This window comes from Trinickia sp. Y13 (genome assembly GCF_029522115.1).
Taxonomy (GTDB): Bacteria; Pseudomonadota; Gammaproteobacteria; order Burkholderiales; family Burkholderiaceae; genus Trinickia.
Window position 1 is genome coordinate 486,511 of record NZ_JAKWFK010000002.1, and the last position, 15,459, is coordinate 501,969.

Sequence of the window (15,459 nt, forward strand, 5' to 3'; positions counted from 1 at the left end):
CACGCAGCAGCTCATTTCCGTAAACGGACAGAACCGTCCTCGATGGCCACTAGCGTCTGAACCCGTCCATGGGTCAATGCTCGTGAAATCCGCACTCCAGCCTCAGAAGTTGTCCGGGCCACGCCCAGCAACCGGCAAACCGCTTTTGCAAGTCCATCGTGCGATGTGCCACCTTGCAGCGACAGGATGTACACGGCCGCATTGCCCAGTTCCTCGAGGCTAATCTCGTCAATACCGCGACGGGTTTCCGCGTCGCTGCTTGGCACTCGGATTCCTTCCCAGATACTCGGATTGGCATGTTCCGGCCAGTAGAAGGCAACACCGTCGTCCGTTGTTCGAGTTATCTGCCGGGGAACCAATGCGCTCAGATGAGCCTCAATGCGGCTTCCGACGCGAGACAGCCCCCAAGCGCGCGTCACGCGCTTGAACACTATCGCCTGCGATACCGGACCTTCTGTTTCGATTACCTTGAGTAGCTGGCTTGTCAAAGTCGAAATCGAGCCGCGCTCATAGAAGAGGTCCGGATTTCCTTTATCAAGACTGGCTAGTTCGTATTCGAGCGACTGAGTGGCGGGCGCAATCGACTCTACGACGGATTCGGCCCCGGCATACAAAGCGTGCGACTCTTCCTCGGGTGTAGTTTCTTCTGGCAGCTCAACAACCGGCTCATCCTCCGTCGGCACCGTCTCCACCAATTCTTCCAGTCGAGCCACAAGTTTTCGCATTGGCTCTTCTGGATTCAGCCACCAGTCGGTAGACCAGATGCGGTACAGCTCCCAACCAAGGCCTTCAAGGACGTGCTGGCGAAGCCGGTCACGGTCGCGGGCAGTTGCGCCCGAGTGGTACATGGCGCCATCGCATTCGACACCCAGCAGATAGCGGCCCGGCGCACGCGGGTCGACCACGCCAATATCAATCCGGTATCCGGACACGCCGACCTGCGGATGGACTGTCCATCCTTTCTCACGAAGAGCGGAAATCACCTGACGCTCGAACGGGCTATCGGGCTCCCGTCCAGTCGGCATACTTTGCTCAACCAAGGCACGCGGGCCGCGAATGGCGAACTCCATGTAGTTCTTCAGGTCTCGTACGCCGGCGGCCCGGACACGCGACAGGTCAATCTGCTCCGGAAGCAGCGTGCTAAAAATCACGACACCAACGCGGGCGCGCGATACGGCCACGTTGAGACGCCGATGGCCACCCTCCAAGTTCAACGGCCCAAGGTTGAGACTGACCTTGCCCGATGCATCCGGACCATAGGTGATGGAAAAGAAGATGATGTCCCGCTCGTCACCTTGAACGTTCTCGAGGTTCTTGATGAACAGCGGCTCGTGCGCAGCCTGTGAAACTGCCTGGTCTAGCTGCTGAGACGCGCGACGGCGTTCATCCAGCATCCGCTCAATCAGGCTTTGCTGCGCCTGATTGAATGTCACTACGCCGAGCGTCAGATGCCGCTTCGCCGAATCCAGATAGTGCCGCTCAATCGCCTTGACGATGGCATCGGCTTCCGCCCGATTGGTTCGCGAGCCGCCGCGGTCGTAGACACCCTGTACGCGTTCAAAACGCACGCTCTGGTCGTTTGTCACCGGCGACGGGAACGTGACAAGTTCGTTGTCGTAGTACGTGACATTGCTGAAGGTAATCAGCCCTTCATGCTTGCTTCGGTAGTGCCAATTCAGCCGCAGCTCAGGCAGGCCGATACTGAGGCACTCGTCCAAAATGCTCTCCAGGTCCTGTACATCATCGCTATCCGCAGCGTCTTCCGAGTCATCAGACCGAGAGAAGAAACTGGTCGGCGGCAGTTGCTTTGGGTCGCCGACGCAGACAAGCTGCTTGCCGCGAGCGATGGCGCCGACAGCATCCCACACCGGAATTTGGGACGCCTCATCGAAGATGACCACGTCGAACTGCGCGTGCGACGCGTCCAAATATTGGGCGACCGACAAAGGTGACATCAGCAGGCATGGCTTCAAACGGGTCATCAGGCTCGGTAGGCTTTGCACCAGCTGGCGAATCGGCATGTGCTTGCGCTGTTTCTGCAATTCGCGGCGCAGTTTCCCTAGTTCGGAATCAGCACCAGGCACAACCTCGACGCTCGCCGGAATCTGGCCCGCCAGTTTGGCCGCAATGTATTGCTGGGTCAGCCTCTGAAAACGCTCATCGGCCTCCTTGAACTCAGCAATCTTGCGGTCATGCTCGGCACTCGAGAAATTGCAGAGCACCGGCTCCCCGTCAATCGCTTTCCGCAGCCACCAGCTCTGGTAGCTGTATTCAAAGAACGTCGCCACACTGGACAAAGGCGCTTGGCCACCCTCCAGTGCGTCCACAATGCCCTGCAACCCGCTGCTGATTGCATGGGCGCGGGATTTCCTCCATAGGCACCACGGCTGCAGCTGCCTCGAAGCAGATTGCCATCCTTGAAGCAGGCTCAATAGTCGAGGAACCACGCCGGCGGCAGCTGGGTCAAGTCCGAGGTCTGCCTGACAATGGCCAAGCTCAATGACCGTGCGGAGTTGAGCCATCACGTCTCGGTAGCAATCGCGATACGACAACAAACCGGAGCCGAGAGGCGTGTCTGCCTTCAGCATGCCCCGGTTGTCGGAAACAAATGGCTGCAGCTTTGCGCGGAGCGTCTGGGCCAATTCGATGTCATTGCTCGCGATTGCCGTTACGGCGTCCGCGAATGACGTCGCCCACCGCTCGGCCGACTCGACGGCGTTCCAGTCCGTCTTCGACGCAGCGAAGGCTTCATGCAGCAATTGCGACGCGTCGTGAGACATGGACTCGATGACCTTGTCCTCGGCATTGACGGCGGTCAATGCGGCGATGACGGCCGGAACATCCCCAGTTTGCGGCCGACGCTGGTCCTGTCGGTACAAGCGCAGTCGTCCGGTAACCGCGCGCTGCGCAAACAGGCTCTTCGGCCACCAGGTATTGGTTGCGGCGGCCCACTGCAGTTTGAGCTCGGACGCATTCAGGGTGGCGACGTCGTCGACGTAGTGTTTGCTCAGCGGCTCCCACGCCTGATTGCGCGCCACACCATGCTGACGAAGGGCGGCGAGCCGGTCGCGCACGGACTCGTCATGCGCCGCCCTGGCCACCTCGACCGGAACTGTGGGCGCGGCGGAAAGCACGTCGGCCAGTACATCGAATTTGCCAAGCCCATTCAGGGAGAGAGCTACCTTGGGAAGGCCCAGCTGATTCAGCAGGTTCGATGTGGCCTCATCCAGTTTCTTGATGTGGGCTTCGAATGCCGAAACCGCATCGAGAAACTCTTGCTGCCAGGACGGCATCCATTCGGTCTTGTGGATGACTGCCAGGGGATGATTCTGTAAGCCAGTCAACTGACCGGCCAGAGCGCCCATCTGGCGACAGGTCTCACGCAGGGCTTCTAGCTGGGCGCGGTCATGCGCATCCGCATCGGTCCACGGCATCGCGCCAGGTCGCATTTCCGCGTGCTGCAAGCTGGTACCGATGGCGTCGTACACGGTCAGGTCGTTCGGATGAATGCGATGGAGCGCACGCGCTACGCCATTGAGGTCTGTGCGGAGCGTCAGGAGTCTTTCGGACTCTCGCTCCCAGTCCTTCACAGTGCGGGCACCGGCGGCATCAAGCGCGATGCCCAGCTGTTTTAGGACGTCCGCTTTCTTTGCCTTGGACGAATGCAGCTCGAGACAAAATGGTCCCAAGCCCAGACTGCTAAGCCGGCGATGCACCACCTCCAGCGCCGCCATCTTCTCCGAAACGAACAACACCGTCTTCCCGGTGGCCAACAGATGGGCAATCAGGTTCGAGATAGTCTGGCTCTTACCCGTCCCTGGCGGGCCTTCGATGACAAGATTCTTGCCTTCGGCAGCGACGCAAACAGCACGCAACTGCGACGAGTCCGACAGCAATGGCGTAAACAGGTCTTGAGGCCGGAACTTCTCATCCAGGGTACTGGGCTCGAAGCCAGTCGCGCTGTCAGCAAATGCCTTGCCGGGATTGTTAATCAAATGAGCGACAACACTGTTTTCCTGGAGCTGTTTTTGGCGGTCCTGGAGGTCCTTCCACATCAGGTACTTCGTGAAGGAGAAGATACCCAGATGGACCTGCTCCTTGACCTCCCATCCCTTCAGTTCGCCCACATGCAGCCGGAAGGACTGCAGAATCCGGTTGACATCGATGCCACGGTCATCCGTCGGCAAGACATCGAACGAAGGCATTTTCAGGCTGAAATCCTGTTGCAATTTCTGTAGCAACGTCGGATTCACGAGCGCGTCGTCATCGTGACGAGCCAAGCGGAAGCCACTCCTCACAGACTGGCGGGACAACGTGACCGGGATGAGCAAAATCGGAGCAAGATGGCTGGATTCGGCGTCCTTGCTTTCTTGCCATTCGAGCATTCCGAAAGCCAGAAATAAGGTGTTTGCCCCGCCTTCCTCCATGCCTGTGCTGGCCGCGCGGAATATTTCCAGCAGCCTGCCTTCCAGCGCCTCCTCTTCGATGTCTGTGACAATTTCGTTTCGGTCAAGGGCGTCGGTCGCCAAGTCATCCAATGCAGCCGTACCATTGCGGCCGGCGTACACATTGGCATCGCGACCATCCGAACCGGACATCAACTTCGGTCTCGCACGAACGCGGAATTCGTTCCCCTCTGCCAATCGGTCTTCCAGCGCACCCGGGTCCGGGCAAATGACTCGCAGCGTGGATTTAGTGGGTTTGAAATTCAGGAGCTTGTTTCGGAGCGTCAGGTCGAGCAGCTTGCTCTTCCATTTCGCTAGGCGACCCTCTGGTGTGTCGGGTGTCGCGTCGACGCGCAACGGTACGACGACCGGGTCCAGCGGTGGCAGTTGCGGTACGTCCTCAATGACGGGCGTGTCGGCTTTCGCAATCGGGACAGCAGGCTCATCGGCCGGCGACGAACGGGATGGCAGCGGGCGAATCCGGACTTCTCGTGCGCGACGAATGTCCACTGCATACGCGAACTGGTCTTCGTCGTTTAAGTGTTCTTCGCCACGAGTGCAGGCCCACCTGAGGGATGGCTTCTGGCCGCTCGCCACTCCGGTGGTCTCGAAGACCATGAACTCGCCGGATTTCACCCGCTTGCGAATCGCCTGAATATCGTCCACCAAGGCGGTAGGGAAGCTGGTCTCTATCAGCCAAACGCCCACCCACGCGTGGCCTTCTTTGAACAACACGGCAGGGTGCAGCCCAGCCTGTTCCAAGCAAGACGCGAACAGCATGGCAAGGTCCAGACATGTCGCCAGCTTACCGTCGAGAATACGCTCCGGGATCCGGATTTTCTGGCCGTCGTTTCCGAACGACGCCGGTGGATTGGAGTATTGGATATCCTCGGCAACTATCGTGCTGTAGATAGCTGACACCTGCTTCCAGACCTTCTCGCGATTTTTGGACTGGTAGCCGTCCATGGATAGGTCGGGCGACGTCTGCCGCAGAAGCCCGGATGCCCGCGCGAGAAGTTTGTCCACGACCCGCGAGTTCGGCATGCAAAACGCAGCCAACAGTTCGGGCAACGACCGCGCGCCGGCCCACTGGTCGTACGCAAGTACATCAATGTTGTGTGTTGCCGTTACGAGCTCAGTTTCCTGAACACGCAGTGATGCCGTGATGACTGCCCGCTCGGATTCGTCTAGCTGACTGAAATACTGGTGGTCGGGCCGCAGGTCGACAGGTGCTAGACGGCGGCTTTCGCCGGGCGCCAATGCTTCGAAACGGAAACGTGCGCTTTCGGCAAAGGCCGGCACACATTTGACGAGCAGTTCGATATCAGAGAGCGCCACCTCCCCATCGTTCGTGACCAGAATTTCGCGGATGACCGGAACGTTGTTCTGAATCGCCGCATACCCTATCGTCAGGTCGGCAATAATCTGAACGCTCGGTCGCTTTATATCAGCACTACTCGTCAACTCATCAACGCCGTCTGTCTGCCCGTTCGTCATCACCCCGTTCCCCGTTGTTCTCACCGAGTTCAACGGAATCGCCATTGCTGTGAACGACGTCAACCAGGTTGAACCGTGACAGTGATTGCGCTTTTACATGTAATGCTTTGCAGGGAGTGCGTTGACGGTTTACTAAGCGAATTGCGTAGAAATCACGCCTTTGTGCGTTCCCGATGCGCAACAGGAATATACGCCTTTTTGACCGTCATCTTACGAAACTGGCTGGACATCCACGTAGCCACGCTGGAGCTTCCCGACATGGGCTGTACCGGCTTTTCGCTATGCACGCAGGTCACCAAGCCACGAGTGAATCTCCTCGGCCAAGACGGAACCGCGAACACAAGTAAGGCATGGCGTCCTGTATGTATATACAGTATCATGGACTCAGCTCCGGTATTGTCGACGCGGCGTTTCTTGAGGCATCGAGCTATGGGCACGCGAGTTTGCAAACCAGTCACTCACCCGATGCCCGAGATGGCCGAGTTCGTCGCCGCTCTGAGAGCAGCATTCGGCGACGATGTTATCGACGATGCGGTGCGACGCGGAAGGGCGGGCGAGCCCACGTTCTTCGCGAACGAAAATGGCCGCTCTGTTGGTACGCCAAGTCCAACTGCGCACAATGTCTGGCGTGTCGACAAAACGTTGCTTGACCGACACTATTGCGCGGGCTGTGACGGCAGATGTGTCGGCCAGGCCATCCGTTGTAGCGAAATGGCGCTGTTTGCCTCGAAGGTAGGGAGATGAGATGTTGCGTGTTCTAGGTGTGATATTGCTGGCAGGAGCATCCGTTGCCCATGCCGGCGAACACTATCGCGAGGTGTGGAATCCGCCGGAGGCTATGCACGCGCTGCACTCGCCCCACAAAGCGCACCACAAGCCAGCGGCGCATCGATTGTCGGCAAAGCGGTCTACGAAGGCGAAGGCATCCCGTGCGGTTGCCTGCGTGCCCACGCCGACCAAGCGAGCGCATGCTGGACGCGCTGTCCGCATCAACGCCGAGCCGCGCGCACAGAGCCTCCCGCCTCTACTCACGCCCGAGGGCAATGTCCTGCGGGTCGATTCGCACGGTGCGCGGCCCGCGGTAGCTCGCTGATGGACGCGGAAACCTACAAGGGATATTCGATTTGGGGACATGCTATCCGGCAAGGCCACGAATACGCCGCCAGTGGCACCGTTACCCGAAACAACAAGCTCATCGAAACATCGGGCGTGCTGGGCACCTTCGATAGCGAGGACGAGGCACAGTTCGTCGGCCTGAACTGGTGCCGCGCCTGGGTAGACAGCCATGGGTAACGCGACGGATAGCCGCACGCACTTGGCTACAGACATCGTGTCGTCAAAAAGCGATACGGCCGTGCCTGCGGACAATATACTCCCTGACATTTGCTTCAATCGAAGGAACAGGACATGGCCGTGTCGAGCAGCAACTCGCTACTTGAAGAAGCATGGATTGCAGTGCAGTTCCAGCTCGCGGAGCTGACGGCTGAATTCGGTGGGGACATTCCCGACATCGTGCGTGACGTCCACGACGACGCCCGCGCCGCGATTGAAGGGGAGTATCGGGGCTTGTCGTCGATGTATGGCGGCCATAATGACGTTGAGGTCCCGACGTACGACATCTGCACGAATGACGAAGGTTTCCAAGAGGCGCGAGGCCGCCTCGTCGCGTCGATATCGTTTGTAAGTTCCACGGACTTTACCGATGAAGCAATTGCCGAGCTGAAAGCCCTATGCATAGCGAAATTCGCCGAGGCAGCTGCGGCGCACGGCATACCTTGCGCCTTTGCGGGTATCGAGGGCTGGCGCCGTTTTTCCTACACCGAGCAAGTCGTTATCGAAACAGCTTAACGGAAAAGTTCGGTCGATACGTGGTTTCGGCCGACGGCGGCGAGGTGCGAAAGTACATTGACGCAGACCCCTGCCGGTTACGAAGCGCGCTAACCTTCGTCAACTTTGCACTTCCTCTCAATGATTTGGTAATAATGGCGACGACATCGTCTTCCGGACTGCCCGCAATAACTCCAGCGCCGACGTGACCGCTTGTGCGCCCACCATGCTCCGCGGTTGCTCAGCGCCGGACGTGGTGGAACGGATTCACGAGGCAATCCTTTCGGGGGGAAAACCATTGACGAACCGAGCCCGCTCGCACTGAGTGCGATGACTAAGTGCAAAGCATGTGAGCGGCGTTGCGTGCATGCGCTACGGGAAAGGCCGGGAGATGGGGCGCTCCTCAGTTCATGCCATACACTCCTGAAGACAGAAATCAGTAGACGTCGATGACGCATGCGTGCTGGAACGCCCCGTTTTCAAATGCGAGAGTTGACGTGCCTTGTGAGTCGCTAGCCAGGAATATTCGAATCTGGGCGGACCATGCCGCAATCCGTAGCGCATCCGCAGGGCAACCGCAAAAAGGGGAGTCGGAAAAAGCCCCCCCGCCCCTTTGGCAATAGTTTCGGCTACGCGTTGTTAGACAAGGCTAAACGGCAGGTAAAAGCCCCCGTAACCAAAACAAAAACGATGCGCCGCAACCGAAATTAATGCACCTCAGCAGCTTGGCAAATAGCCCCTCTTCCCTCACTCCACCGTCACCGATTTCGCCAAATTCCGCGGCTTATCGACATCGGTCCCGCGCGCACACGCCGTGTGATACGCCAGCAACTGCAGCGGCACCACATGCAGAATGGGCGACAGCATCCCATAGTGCTCCGGCATGCGAATCACGTGCATGCCTTCTTCATTGACGATCTTCGTATCCGAATCGGCGAACACATACAGTTGGCCGCCACGCGCCCGCACTTCCTGCATATTCGACTTCAGCTTTTCGAGCAGCGTATCGTTCGGCGCGACCGTCACGACAGGCATCGCTTCGGTCACGAGCGCAAGCGGCCCGTGCTTCAACTCGCCCGCGGGATAAGCCTCGGCGTGAATGTAAGAGATTTCCTTGAGCTTGAGCGCACCCTCGAGCGCGATCGGATAATGCAGCCCGCGGCCGAGGAACAGCGCATTCTCTTTGCGCGAAAACTCCTCCGACCAGGCGATGATTTGCGGCTCGAGCGCAAGCACGCTATTGAGCGCGGCCGGCAAGTGGCGCAACTGCCGCATGTAATCCGCTTCCTGTGCGGCCTCGACACGGCCACGCATCTTGCCCAGCGCCACAGCCAGCGTAAAGAGCGCCACGAGCTGCGTGGTGAACGCCTTCGTCGAAGCCACACCGATCTCACGCCCCGCACGCGTCAAGAACTGCATCTGCGTCAAACGCACCATCGCACTCGTGCCGACGTTGCAAATCGCCAGCGTATGCCGATGACCCAGCGCTTGCGCATGCTTGAGCGCAGCCAGCGTATCCGCCGTCTCCCCCGACTGCGAAATCACCACGACGAGCGCTTTCGGGTTCGGCACCGATTCGCGATAACGGTACTCGCTCGCAATTTCGACCTGCGTCGAAATCTTCGCAATCGATTCAAGCCAATATTTCGCCGTCAATCCCGAGTAATAACTCGTGCCGCAAGCCAAAATCAAAATGCTGTCGATTTCGTCGAAGGCGGCAGGCGCGGCGTCGCCGAACAGCGTCGGCTCGAAGGTATCGCTGGCCGGAATCGTGTCGGAAATCGCACGCGGCTGCTCGAAGATTTCCTTTTGCATGAAGTGACGGTACGGGCCCAGTTCGACCGCGCCGCCGTAGGCCTGCACCGTGCGCACCTCGCGCTTGACGGCGTTGCCGTCCCGGTCGCTGATGCGAACGCCGCTTAGCGTGAGTTCGCACACATCGCCTTCTTCCAGGAACATGAATTGTTCGGTGCTACCCGCGAGCGCCAACGCGTCGGATGCAAGGAAGTTCTCGCCCCGCCCCACCCCGACGACGAGCGGCGAACCCTGCCGCGCACCCACTACTGTGTTCGGCTCGTCCTTATGCACGACCGCGATCGCATACGCGCCATGCAATTGCTTGACCGCTTCGCAAACGGCGTCGTAAAGGCTGCCGCGATATAGGCTGTGAATCAGGTGGGCGATGACTTCCGTATCCGTTTGCGAAACGAACACGTAGCCCTTGCCGCGCAGCATTTCGCGCAACGGCTCGAAGTTTTCGATGATGCCGTTATGAACGAGCGCCACCGCATCGCGCGAAAAAATCGGATGCGCGTTATCGGTAACGGGGGCGCCATGCGTGGCCCAACGCGTATGCGCGATGCCGGTGACGCCCTCGAGATGCCCCGCGCGCACTTGCGCGTCGAGATCGGCCACGCGCTCGACGCTGCGCGCGCGGCGCGGCTCGCCGTTCGTCAGCACGGCGACGCCGCACGAATCGTAGCCGCGATATTCGAGGCGACGCAGTCCTTCGACCAGAACAGGAACGATATTACGCTGCGCAACGGCGCCGACGATGCCACACATGGGAACCCTTCCTTTCGCGAGTAGTACTTCTCTTTTCGATCCTGCCGTGCATTCGCGCCCACGTCTGTGCGTGAGCGCATGCGCCGTCAACGCCGCGCCGGTTCAGCGCTTTTTCTTCACCGGACGCACGTAACCGTCACGCGCCACCTGCGTCTTCTCATTGAGCACAAGCGCGCCTTCGGGCACGTCCTTCCACACCGTCGTGCCCGCCGCGATCGTCACGCCGCGGCCAACGCGCACAGGCGCCACCAATTGCGTGTCGGAACCGACGAAAACATCGTCTTCGATCACCGTGCGATGCTTGTTCGCGCCGTCGTAATTGCACGTGATCGTGCCCGCCCCGACATTCACGCGCGCGCCGATGTCCGCATCGCCAAGGTACGTCAAATGGTTCGCCTTCGAACCCTGTCCCAGCGTCGCATTCTTCACTTCGACGAAATTGCCGACATGCGCTTCGTCGCCCAGCACAGCGCCCGGCCGCAGCCGCGCGTACGGTCCGAGCACGGCGCGCGCGCCGACCTGCGCGCCCTCGACGTGCGTGAACGGCTCGATACGCGTGCCCGCGCCGATCGTCGCATCGCGCAACACGCAGTTGGCGCCGACGGTGACGTCGTCCGCCAGCGTCACCTTGCCTTCGAACACGCAATTGACGTCGATCGACACATCGCGGCCGCACGTCAGTTCGCCGCGCACATCGAGCCGCGCGGGGTCGATGACGGTCACGCCGACGCCCAGCAGCGCGTTCGCAATGTTGCGCTGATGGATCCGCTCGAGTTCGGCCAGTTGCGCCTTGCTGTTCACGCCCAGTGTTTCCCACGCCTCGTCGGGCTGCGTCGTGACGACGTCGAAGCCCGCTTCGATGGCATGCTCCACGACGTCGGTCAGGTAATACTCGCCTTGAGCGTTGTCGTTCCTCAGTGCGCCAAGCCACATGGCAAGCTGGGCCGTGGGCGTAACGACGATGCCCGTATTGATCTCGCGGATGCGCAACTCGTCCGGCGTCGCATCCTTCTGCTCGACGATGCGCGTGACGTAGCCAGCCGCGTCGCGCACGATGCGGCCGTAGCCGGTGGGATCGTCGAGCGTCACGGTCAATATGCCGTAGCGGCCATCGACGGCCGCATCGGCCAAGCGCTTGAGGGTCGAAGCCCGCGTGAGCGGCACATCGCCATACAGCACGAGCGTAGGTTTCGCCGGATCGAGCAACGGCAACGCCTGTTGCACGGCGTGCCCGGTGCCGAGCTGCTCGGCCTGCACCGCGAACGCGACATCGGGCGCGGCGACGGCTTGCTGCACCGCTTGCGCGCCATGCCCCACGACGACCACGATTCGGGCCGGATCGAGCTCGCGCGCCGTATCGATGACGTGAGCGAGAAGCGGACGGCCAGCCAGCGGATGGAGCACCTTCGGCAGCGCGGAGCGCATGCGCTTACCGGTGCCTGCAGCCAAAATGACGATGTTCATGGCATCGGCGAAAGAGTAAGGGACAAAGTGCGCGATTTTAACACGCGCCAAGCCGCCCAAAGGCCGCCCGGCAAAGCGTCGAAACCCTCCCGCTCAGGGCGCTACCGCGCGCGCGAGCGCGTCAAAGATCGTCGAACTGAACGAACGAAATCGCTTGGCCGCTCTCGCCGCTCGACCCCGTGGTGCAAGGGTCTTCGTCGAAGGCGATGTCGCCGTCCGGATCGGCCTGGCCCGTCGCCCGCAAACCCGAGAATGGAAACAGCGCGGGGTCCATCAAGTGCGACGGCACCACGTTCGACAACGCATTGAACATGTTCTCGACGCGCCCTGGAAAGCGCTTGTCCCAATCGCGGATCAGCGCCTTCATTTCCGCGCGCTTCAGGTTCGGCTGGCTCCCGCACAAATTGCAGGGAATGATCGGGAACGCACGCAATTGCGCGTATTTCTCGAGGTCGACTTCCTTCACGTACGCAAGCGGCCGAATCACGATGTGCTTGCCGTCGTCGGATTGCAGCTTCGGCGGCATGCCCTTCAGTTTGCCGCCGTAAAACAGATTGAGCAGCATCGTTTGCAAGATGTCGTCGCGATGATGACCCAGCGCGATCTTGGTCGCGCCCAGTTCGCCGGCCACGCGATAGAGAATGCCGCGCCGCAGCCGCGAGCACAGCGAGCAGGTGGTCTTGCCCTCGGGCACGAGGCGCTTGACGATGCTGTACGTGTCTTGATTCTCGATATGAAACGGCACGCCCACGCTCGTCAGGTAGTCGGGCAAGACGTGTTCGGGGAAACCGGGCTGCTTCTGGTCGAGGTTGACGGCCACGATATCGAAGTGGATCGGCGCGCGCTCGCGCAGCCGCATCAAGACGTCGAGCAGCGCATAGCTATCCTTGCCGCCCGACATGCAGACCATCACTTTGTCGCCGTCCTCGATCATGTTGAAATCGCCGATCGCTTGGCCGACGAGCCGAGCCAGCCGCTTGAACAGCTTGTTGTTCTCGTAGGCTTCCTTTTGCTCGCGGCGCGTGAGCGCGGGGCGCGCGTGGGCCGGCTCCGGCTGCCCCGCCGCTTCCTGCGTCAGCCCGGCGGTTTCGGGTTGGGCCGCCGCGCCCGGTTGCGCGATCGTCTCTGGCGCGTTCATACCGATGCCTCTTTGATCCGAAATACCTCGACGCCCACCGCGTCGCAATCGGGATACACGTCGGGCTTCTCCGTCGATACGGAAACAGCCCGCACGCGCGGATGCTCGAGCATCGTCGCCGCGATGTCGTCGCACAACGTCTCTTGCAGATGGATGTGCCCCAGCCCGACGCGGCGCGCGATCGTCGCGCGCATGAAGTCGTAATCGAGCACTTCATGCAGCTTGTCCTCGACCGGCGTCGTGTCGGCCAGCGGCACGAACAGCTCGACGTTGATCACCACGCGCTGCTCGCCGCGCTTTTCGAACTCGTGCACGCCGATGTTGATATAGACCTCGTAATTGCGCAGAAAAAGCCTGCGGCAATCGGCGAGCCGGGGATGCAAGAGTGAGGCAACCATGTTCGTTCCAGTCAAAGTACGCGCGCAAAGCGCGAGGGCCCGGGGGAGCCGGGGCCGACGCGCGTCACCGCGTCAAAAACATTACGTCGCGCGGCAGCGGCACGAGATGCTGCCCCCCGTCGACGATCAAAGTGGCGCCCGTCACGCCATGCGCTTGCGCCAAGTAACAGGCCGCCGCCACCACGTCCTCGGGCGTCGATGCCCGGCCGAGCGGCGTAACGCGGTGCGCCTGCGCGAATTCGTCCGGCGTTTGATCGGCCGATTGCAGCGTCAAGCCCGGCGCAATGCCCACGACGCGCACTTTCGGGGCCAGCGCCTGCGCCAACGTGACCGTCGCGCTCTGCAGCGCCGCCTTCGACAGCGTGTACGACAAGTAATCCGGATTCAGGTTGTACAGCTTCTGATCGAGCACGTTGATGACCACGCCGCGCAGCGCTTCGTCCTCGCGCGCCGCTTCCGGGGTCGCATCGAACAGGGCGCGCGCGAGCACCAGCGGGGCCGCGACATTGACGGCCATGTGCGCGAGCAGCGTCTCGTAGCCGACGTCTTGCGCGGTATCTTCGACGAAGCGCGACGCATTGTTGACGACGCACACCGGCCGGCCGAGCGCGGCCGTGCATGTCGCAAGGAGCCCCGCCGTTTCCCGCTCGACGGCGAGATCGGCCGCCAGCGCCACGGCGCGGCGCCCCAGCGCGCGAATTTCGGCGACGAGCGAATCGGCTTCGGCCTTGGATGCGCCGTAATGGACGCCGACATCCCAGCCCTGCGCCGCGAAGCCAAGGGCGAGCGCGCGGCCGATGCGCCGCGCCGCGCCCGTCACCAGGACGACGCGCGCGGGCGCCGCGGCAGCGCCGGCTTCAGATCGAGGATGGGGGGAAGCGGTCATTTACAATGCCGGGATGAATCAGAATGCTCACGAACCCGCTAGTTTACCCGTTCCGGCCGCCGATGCGCTCGCGGCCAGCGCCGCACTCGTCGCGCACATCCGTCACGAAATTTCGGCGGCGGGCGGCTGGGTGCCGTTCGATCGCTACATGGAGCTCGCGCTATACACGCCCGGGCTCGGCTATTACAGCGGCGGCGCGCGCAAATTCGGCCGCCGCGCCGAGGACGGCAGCGATTTCGTCACGGCGCCGGAATTGTCGCCCCTGTTCGCACGCACGCTCGCCCGCCCCGTCGCCCAAGCGCTGGCAGCGAGCGGCACGCGTGAAGTCATGGAGTTCGGCGCCGGCACGGGGCGGCTCGCGGCCGGTGTACTGTCCGCCCTCGATGCGCTCGGCGCGCCGCTCGAGCGATATGCCATCGTTGATCTGTCCGGCGAGCTGCGCGAGCGCCAGCGCGAAACGATCGAAGCGCTCGGGGGCGAACTGGCTGCACGCGTGTGCTGGCTAGACTCACTGCCGGCGCGCTTCGAAGGCGTCGTGCTAGGCAATGAAGTGCTCGATGCCATGCCGGTGGCGCTTTTCGTGCGTACGGGAGGCATCTGGCATGCACGCGGCGTCGCCGCCTCCGGCGAAAACGGCAGCTTGCGTTTCGAGGTGCGCGCGCTCGATGCCGCCGGCGTCCGATTGTCCAAGGAAGATGCCGCCTTGCTCGCCGAAATCGACGCCGATATCGACCCGGCGCTCGACTACGTCGCCGAAACGCACGCTGCCGGCGCGGCCTTCACTCGCACGGTCTGTTCGATGCTCGCAAAGGGCGCGGCCTTTTTGATCGATTACGGCTTTCCGCGCGCGGAGTACTACCACCCGCAACGCACCGAAGGCACGCTGATGTGTCACTACCGGCACCGCGCGCACGGCGATCCGTTCCTTTATCCGGGGCTGCAGGACATTACCGCACACGTCGAGTTCACGCGCATCGCCGAGGCGGGCGTCGATGCGGGGGCGGACCTGCTCGGCTACACCTCGCAAGCGCGTTTTCTGATGAACGCCGGCATCACCGAGGCCCTGTCCGAAATCGACCCCGCCGACGCCGCGCGCTTTTTGCCCGCGGCCAACGCCGTGCAAAAGCTACTGTCCGAAGCGGAGATGGGCGAGCTGTTCAAAGTGATCGCGTTTTCGCGGGGCATCGACGAGCCGATCGATGCGTTCGCGCGCGGCGATCGATCGCATACGCTCTGAAC

Annotated in this window: 9 protein-coding genes and 1 pseudogene; 4 read left to right on the top strand and 6 right to left on the bottom strand. The window is 61.4% G+C overall.

Translation table 11 applies throughout. The features are described 5' to 3' along the window. Window positions 1-11 precede the first annotated feature (11 nt). Entirely contained in the window at window positions 12-5,942 is a 5,931-nt protein-coding gene (locus tag MMB74_RS05315; protein ID WP_277427550.1) for a DUF3320 domain-containing protein, read from the bottom strand. Window positions 5,943-6,371: 429 nt separating this feature from the next. Here MMB74_RS05315 and MMB74_RS05320 point away from each other — a divergent pair, with 429 nt between their 5' ends. The 3 genes from MMB74_RS05320 (at window position 6,372) to MMB74_RS05330 (ending at window position 7,790) form a co-directional block, all read left to right on the top strand. Then, window positions 6,372-6,686, top strand: a complete 315-nt coding sequence (locus MMB74_RS05320; protein ID WP_277427551.1) for a hypothetical protein — start codon at window positions 6,372-6,374, stop codon at window positions 6,684-6,686. 348 nt (window positions 6,687-7,034) lie between these two features. After that, window positions 7,035-7,235: a hypothetical protein gene (locus MMB74_RS05325; RefSeq protein WP_277427552.1), complete on the top strand. Its 201-nt coding sequence runs from the start codon at window positions 7,035-7,037 to the stop codon at window positions 7,233-7,235. 114 nt (window positions 7,236-7,349) lie between these two features. Next, a complete protein-coding gene (locus MMB74_RS05330; RefSeq protein ID WP_277427553.1) occupies window positions 7,350-7,790 on the top strand; it encodes a hypothetical protein in 441 nt (146 codons plus the stop codon). 726 nt (window positions 7,791-8,516) lie between these two features. Here MMB74_RS05330 and glmS read toward each other — a convergent pair. From glmS to MMB74_RS05355, 5 genes and pseudogenes are all read right to left on the bottom strand, one after another. Beyond that, complete coding sequence (glmS, locus tag MMB74_RS05335) at window positions 8,517-10,334, bottom strand: glutamine--fructose-6-phosphate transaminase (isomerizing) (RefSeq protein ID WP_277427554.1); 1,818 nt, start codon at window positions 10,332-10,334, stop codon at window positions 8,517-8,519. 102 nt (window positions 10,335-10,436) lie between these two features. Beyond that, window positions 10,437-11,798: a bifunctional UDP-N-acetylglucosamine diphosphorylase/glucosamine-1-phosphate N-acetyltransferase GlmU gene (glmU, locus tag MMB74_RS05340; protein ID WP_277427555.1), complete on the bottom strand. Its 1,362-nt coding sequence runs from the start codon at window positions 11,796-11,798 to the stop codon at window positions 10,437-10,439. Between the two features lie 121 nt (window positions 11,799-11,919). Beyond that, window positions 11,920-12,828, bottom strand: a pseudogene (ttcA, locus tag MMB74_RS05345) (tRNA 2-thiocytidine(32) synthetase TtcA); the annotation flags it as partial. Between the two features lie 104 nt (window positions 12,829-12,932). After that, a complete protein-coding gene (locus MMB74_RS05350) occupies window positions 12,933-13,334 on the bottom strand; it encodes a dihydroneopterin aldolase (protein WP_277427557.1) in 402 nt (133 codons plus the stop codon). A gap of 64 nt (window positions 13,335-13,398) precedes the next feature. Further along, entirely contained in the window at window positions 13,399-14,220 is an 822-nt protein-coding gene (locus tag MMB74_RS05355) for an SDR family oxidoreductase (protein ID WP_277427558.1), read from the bottom strand. 13 nt (window positions 14,221-14,233) lie between these two features. Here MMB74_RS05355 and MMB74_RS05360 point away from each other — a divergent pair, with 13 nt between their 5' ends. Then, on the top strand, window positions 14,234-15,457 hold the full coding sequence (locus MMB74_RS05360) for an SAM-dependent methyltransferase (RefSeq protein WP_277427559.1): 1,224 nt from the start codon (window positions 14,234-14,236) through the stop codon (window positions 15,455-15,457). Window positions 15,458-15,459: the final 2 nt, after the last annotated feature.

What these genes read in the sequence shown, in the direction of transcription:
- MMB74_RS05320 (WP_277427551.1), top strand. Translation starts at nt 6,372, where the DNA reads ATGGGCACGCGAGTTTGCAAACCAGTCACTCACCCGATGCCCGAGATG.
- MMB74_RS05325 (WP_277427552.1), top strand. Translation starts at nt 7,035, where the DNA reads ATGGACGCGGAAACCTACAAGGGATATTCGATTTGGGGACATGCTATC.
- MMB74_RS05315 (WP_277427550.1), bottom strand. Translation starts at nt 5,942, where the DNA reads ATGACGAACGGGCAGACAGACGGCGTTGATGAGTTGACGAGTAGTGCT.
- MMB74_RS05355 (WP_277427558.1), bottom strand. Translation starts at nt 14,220, where the DNA reads ATGACCGCTTCCCCCCATCCTCGATCTGAAGCCGGCGCTGCCGCGGCG.
- MMB74_RS05360 (WP_277427559.1), top strand. Translation starts at nt 14,234, where the DNA reads ATGAATCAGAATGCTCACGAACCCGCTAGTTTACCCGTTCCGGCCGCC.
- glmS (WP_277427554.1), bottom strand. Translation starts at nt 10,334, where the DNA reads ATGTGTGGCATCGTCGGCGCCGTTGCGCAGCGTAATATCGTTCCTGTT.
- MMB74_RS05350 (WP_277427557.1), bottom strand. Translation starts at nt 13,334, where the DNA reads ATGGTTGCCTCACTCTTGCATCCCCGGCTCGCCGATTGCCGCAGGCTT.
- MMB74_RS05330 (WP_277427553.1), top strand. Translation starts at nt 7,350, where the DNA reads ATGGCCGTGTCGAGCAGCAACTCGCTACTTGAAGAAGCATGGATTGCA.
- glmU (WP_277427555.1), bottom strand. Translation starts at nt 11,798, where the DNA reads ATGAACATCGTCATTTTGGCTGCAGGCACCGGTAAGCGCATGCGCTCC.